We start from the raw sequence: 5,396 nt of genomic DNA on the forward strand, positions 1-5,396 counted from the left end.
AGCGTCCCTGGCGGCATTCCCACGCAGAGCGTGGGAACGATCAGTGGGCGCCCAATCTGGCACCCACAACCAACCACCTGGCATGCACGCAAACATGCCGCGCCGGCCCCCGCGCGTAGTATCGAAGCGCAAAGCAACGCTGAACCCCTCCATTTCTAACCAAAAAACAATAAATCGACCTTCGGGTCGCGGGAGATTTCTGTGCTCAAGAAAAGTGCGTTGGGCTGGCCAAAGATCGCCGGCCTTGGAATTGCGTTGGTGGTGGCCGGGCAGTTTTCCGGCTGGAACTTTGGCTTGGCGGCCGGTGGCTGGCTCAACATGTTGATCGCCACCTTGTTGATGGCGCTGCTGTGCGGTGGGCTGGCGTTATGCGTGGCGGAGCTGTCCACCGCGTTGCCCAGCGCCGGCGGTGTGTTCGTGTATGCGCAAAGTGCGTTTGGGCCGTTCGTGGGTTACCTGGTCGGGGTGGCGTGCGCGCTGGCCTTGACCATCGGCACCGGGGTGGCGGCAACGTTCATTTGTGCCTATACCGAGTCGATATTCGGTCTTGGCGGCTGGCCGGTGAAGGTCGCCCTGTTTGCGGTGATCATTGGCATTCACCTGCGCGGGGTGGGTGAGGCCATGGGCCTGACGTTCATTGCCGGCGTGATTGCGGTCGTGGCCCTGTTGACCTTCGGTGTGGCCATGGCGCCGCATGTCGAGTTGAACAACCTGCTGGCATTGCCGGCTAACGTCTCGGCACCGCTCAGCCTCGGCGGCATCTTCGCCTGCGTGCCATTCGCGATCTGGTTGTTCATCACCGTCGAGCAAACCGGCTCGGCGGCGGAAGAAGCTGCAAACCCCGGCCGCAGCATGCCTCGCGGCATTCTGGCGGCCATCGGCACATTGTTGGTCACAGCCCTGGTGGTACTGGTCTGCGCACCGGGCGCCGGTGGTGTGGAACTGGTGGGCTCGGCGGGCGACCCGTTGTACGCCGCGATGTCCAGCAACAGCGCATTCGGTGAAGGCTCGTGGCTGGCCAAGGTGATTGGCTGCGGCGGCGTGTTCGGCTTGATCGCCACCTTCTTCTCCCTGGTGTACGCAGCCTCCCGGCAATTGTTCGCGATGGCTCGCGACGGCCTGTTCCCGCAGTGGCTGGGCAAGACCGGCAAACGCGGCACGCCGTATCCGGCACTGCTGCTGATCGGCGCGATCGGCTTGCCCTTGTCCGAAGTCGACCCAGCCACGGTGATGCTCGCGGTCGTGCTGCTGCTCAACGTTTGCTACCTGTGCATTTTCGGCGCGTACCTGCGCATCAAGAGCAGCCAGCCCGACCTGGCACGTCCCTTCCGCCTGATCGGCGGCAAGCTGGTCGCCTGGCTGGGTCTGGCCCTGACGCTGGTGGTCGTCGCCGCCTGCTTCCAGCTTGACCTGAGCATGCTGATCGCCCTCGGCGTGACCTTCGCACTGTGTATTTTCAACTTCCTGCTGCGCACTCGCCGCGCCGCCCAAATCGAGGTTCCAGACCATGCCTGACACTCTCCTGCAACGTCGTCATCGCGTACTCGGCAGCGCCTCGCCGCTGTTCTACGACAAGCCCTTGCACCTGGTGCGCGGCGAAGGCGTGTGGCTGTTCGACGTCGACGGTCGCCGCTACCTCGACGTCTACAACAACGTGCCTTGCGTCGGCCACTGCAACCCTCACGTGACCGACGCCATGCACCGCCAGGCCACCACGCTGAACATCCACACCCGCTACCTCGATGAACAAGTGGTGCGCTATGCCGAACGCTTGACCGCGACCTTCGGCCAACCGCTGGATACCGCGATGTTCACCTGCACCGGCACCGAGGCCAACGAACTGGCGCTGCGCCTGGCACGCTACGCCAGCGGCGGAACCGGCATTATCGTCAGCGATTACAACTACCACGGTAACTCCGCGTCGCTGGCGCAGGTCACCACCGCCCTGCCCTCGCCGGAACCCTTCGCGGCCCATGCCCGCGCCGTGCCGATTCCATGCCTGTACCGGGCACCGGTGGGCACCAGCGAGGCGCATCTGGCCGAGCAGTACGCGGCCAACATCGCGGCCGCCATCGCCTCGATGCAGGCCCAGGGCATTCGCCCCGCCGCGCTACTGATCGACACCTTGTTCGCCAACGAAGGCTTGCCCCGGGTGCCGGCCAGTTTCGTTGCCAAGGCCGCCGAGTTGATCCGCGCCGCCGGTGGCCTGTTCATCGCCGATGAAGTGCAATCGGGTTTCGGCCGCACCGGCGATCACCTCTGGGGCCACCAGGCCCACGGCGTCGTGCCGGACATCGTCACCCTCGGCAAACCCATGGGTAACGGCTATCCGCTGGCCGGGTTGATCACCCACAAGGCGCTGGTCGAGTCGTTCGGGCGCAACGCCATGTACTTCAACACCTTCGGCGGCTCGCCCGTAGCAGCGGCGGTCGGCATGGCGGTGCTGGACGAGATTGAACAAAAGCAGCTGCTGCAAAACGCACAAAACGTCGGCGCTTATGTGCAGCAGCGTTTGCAGGTACTGGCAGGCAAACATTCGATCATCGGCGACGTGCGCGGCAAGGGCCTGTTCTTCGCCATGGAGTTGGTGCGCGATCACGCCAGCAAGGAGCCGGCCGGACTGGAGGCGCGCAAGGTGGTCAACGACATGCGCGAGAACGGCGTGCTGATCAGCAAGATCGGCGCCGGTGACAACATACTCAAGTTGCGCCCGCCGCTGGTGTTCAGCCGCGATCATGCCGACTTGTTCGTCGACACCCTGGACCACGCCCTGAGCGCGATTTGAGGCCCCTGCCATGACTGACTTCCACACGTTGAACCACGATCAGCAAGTCGCCCGATTGCACGACCTGGCGCGCCACGCCCTGCAACACTGGGACGGCGACTTCGGCGACATCGAACTGGTGAAATTCCGCGAGAACGCGGTGTTCTCTGCCCGCCGCCACGACGGTCAGCGGGTGGCCCTGCGCATCCATCGCAATGGCTATCATTGCGCAGCGGCGTTGCGTTCCGAATTGCAATGGATGGAAGCCTTGGAAAGCGCCGGGATTACCGTGCCGCAGATCATCCGCGCCCGGGACCTGCGCCATCTGATTGAAGTGAGCCATGCCGACATCGGCGAACGCCATGTCGATATGCTCGCCTGGTTGCCGGGCACCACGGCCGGCACCTCAGAGGCCGGGGTGCAGGCCGATACCGAAATCGACTTCCTGTTTGCCGAGGCTGGGGCGCTTGCGGCGCGCATTCATGTACATTCGACAGAATGGCAGCAGCCGGACGAGTTTGTCCGGCACGCCTGGGATGAGGAAGGCTTGATCGGTGCCAATCCGTTCTGGGGGCGTTTCTGGGAGCTGCAACAGCTGAGCGATGAGCAACGCGAGCTGTTGCTGCAAGCCCGGCGTGCAGCGCGCAAGGACCTGCGTCAATACGGCCGCTATCTGGGTAACTTCGGCATGATCCACGCCGACCTCGTCCCGGAAAACTTGCTGATCGAAGGCCCGCGCCTGCGCTTGATCGACTTCGATGACGCGGGGTTTGGCTGGCACATGTTCGAGCTGGCGACCGCGCTGTATTTTTGCGTGGAGGATCCGCGTTATGAGCAGATCAAAGCGGCGCTGCTGGAGGGTTATCACAGGGTCAAACCCTTGACCGAAGCGGATCGCAAGACGCTGGCGATGTTTTTGATGCTGCGTGGCACCACGTACCTGGGCTGGATTCATACCCGCCAGGGCACGCCGACGGCGATTGAAATGGCGCCGATGTTGATAGAGCGGGCGTGCCGGTTGGCCCGGGAATATCTCCACCAGTAACAGCCCCCCGCTGATCGTTCCCACGCTCTGCGTGGGAATGCCTCAACGGACGCTCTGCGTTCGGCTCTAGAAGGGACGCAAAGCGTCCCGGGCTGCATTCCCACGCGGAGCGTGGGAACGATCAATTGTCAGCAATGCGCACCAGCGTGTTCCAGGCGATGGAACAACCGGTTGAAGTACACCAGGCTATCGCGTGGTTCGCGCACGCCCACCTTGTCCAGCTGCACGAACATCACTGAGTGCGAGCCCACTTCCTTGCACTCGGTGATACGCCCTTCCAGTTGCACCAGGGCATCGCGCAGCACCGGCACGTCCGCCGCGCCGTCGTCCCACAGGTCCCAGGCAAAACGTTCGGCCATCGGCACTTGGGTCATGCCGGCGAAGTGGCGGGCCAGTTCTTCCTGTTCGCCACACAGCACGTTGACGCACAGGCGGCCATTGCTGCGGAAAACGTCGTGGGTGGCGCTGTTGCGGTTGACGCATACCAGCACCGTGGGCGGCGAGTCGGTCACCGAGCACACGGCGCTGGCAGTGATGCCGCAGCGCCCACCGGGGCCGTTGGTGGTGATGATGTTCACCGCAGCAGGCAGCTGCGCCATGGCGTTGCGAAAGTCGATTTGCTGCTGGCTCAGGTCGGCCATGTCGATGCCCCTTCCTTCAGGAGGACCGCTCTGAAGCGGCCCGTAGGTGATGGAACAAGACTAAGGCTGTGGGCACGGCGCAACCATTCCTGCGATCCCCATGGCGAGGTTAGGTTTCCGCTAGTCGACTAGGTGGTTTCTTTATCGCAAGGGCCCGCGACAGTGGGTATCCTGCTAACAGGCTGGAAAAAACACAGCCGATGCGTGCCGTGCGTTCGCGTGCGAAAACAATAATTAGAAATTTTCGTGGCAGCCCCTGATGGAAACCCGCAAACCGATTGTTTACATCGTTGACGACGACAAAGACCTGCGCACCTCGCTGGCCTGGCTGCTGGAGTCGGTCAGCGTGCAGGCGCAGTGCTTCGCTGGCGCCGAAGAATTCCTCAGCCAGTACGACCCCAGGCAGCCCGCCTGCCTGGTGCTGGATGTGCGCATGCCGGAAACCAGCGGTTTCCAGCTGCAGGAGATCCTCAACCAGCGCGGCAGCACCTTGCCGACCATTTTCGTCTCGGCCCATGGCGACATTCCGATGTCGGTCACGGCGATGAAGAATGGCGCGCTGGACTTCGTCGAGAAGCCCTACAACCCGCAGCAGATGATCGACCGCATCCAGGCCGCGCTCAAGACCGCCGTGCACGCCCAGGCCGATCAGCAGCAGCGCCAGAACCTGCAGGGCAAGCTGGCGCTGCTGACCAGCCGCGAGCGTGAAGTGTTGATGCTGGTGATCGATGGCAAGGCCAGCAAGGTGATCGCCCGGGAGCTGAACATCAGCGTGAAGACCGTTGACGTGCACCGCACCAAGATCAAGGAAAAGATGGGCGTGAGCAGCATTGCCATGCTGGTGCGCGAGGTGTTGCACCTGCCGGTGGATGAGCCGGCGCGGCATTGATCAATCTGCGGCAATCCTGAGGCCGCCTTCGCGAGCAGGCTCGCTCCCACAGTAGAT

General features: G+C 63.3%; 5 protein-coding genes. 4 read left to right on the forward strand and 1 reads right to left on the reverse strand.

Annotation, left to right across the window (positions count from 1 at the left end; genetic code table 11):
- Positions 1-201 precede the first annotated feature (201 nt).
- From PG5_RS32150 to PG5_RS32160, 3 genes are read left to right on the forward strand one after another with little or no spacing between them, the layout of a single operon-like run.
- Positions 202-1,515 carry an amino acid permease gene (locus tag PG5_RS32150; RefSeq protein ID WP_020801259.1) on the forward strand — a complete coding sequence of 438 codons (1,314 nt, stop codon included), beginning with the start codon at positions 202-204 and terminating at the stop codon, positions 1,513-1,515.
- A complete protein-coding gene (locus PG5_RS32155; RefSeq protein ID WP_020801260.1) occupies positions 1,508-2,785 on the forward strand; it encodes an aspartate aminotransferase family protein in 1,278 nt (425 codons plus the stop codon). Before PG5_RS32150 ends, PG5_RS32155 begins: the two co-directional genes overlap by 8 nt.
- 10 nt (positions 2,786-2,795) lie before the next feature.
- Positions 2,796-3,809: a phosphotransferase enzyme family protein gene (locus PG5_RS32160; RefSeq protein WP_020801261.1), complete on the forward strand. Its 1,014-nt coding sequence runs from the start codon at positions 2,796-2,798 to the stop codon at positions 3,807-3,809.
- Positions 3,810-3,937: 128 nt separating this feature from the next.
- On the opposite strand, the gene hpaC is transcribed toward PG5_RS32160, so the two are convergent.
- Positions 3,938-4,450 (reverse strand): 4-hydroxyphenylacetate 3-monooxygenase, reductase component, encoded by a 513-nt coding sequence (hpaC, locus tag PG5_RS32165; RefSeq protein ID WP_020801262.1) that lies wholly within the window; start codon positions 4,448-4,450, stop codon positions 3,938-3,940.
- Positions 4,451-4,709: 259 nt separating this feature from the next.
- On the opposite strand from hpaC, the gene PG5_RS32170 reads away from it, so the two are divergent.
- On the forward strand, positions 4,710-5,339 hold the full coding sequence (locus tag PG5_RS32170; RefSeq protein WP_008062087.1) for a response regulator transcription factor: 630 nt from the start codon (positions 4,710-4,712) through the stop codon (positions 5,337-5,339).
- Positions 5,340-5,396 lie beyond the last annotated feature (57 nt).

Source organism: Pseudomonas sp. G5(2012), assembly GCF_000408945.1.
In the GTDB taxonomy this organism is placed as follows: domain Bacteria; phylum Pseudomonadota; class Gammaproteobacteria; order Pseudomonadales; family Pseudomonadaceae; genus Aquipseudomonas; species Aquipseudomonas umsongensis.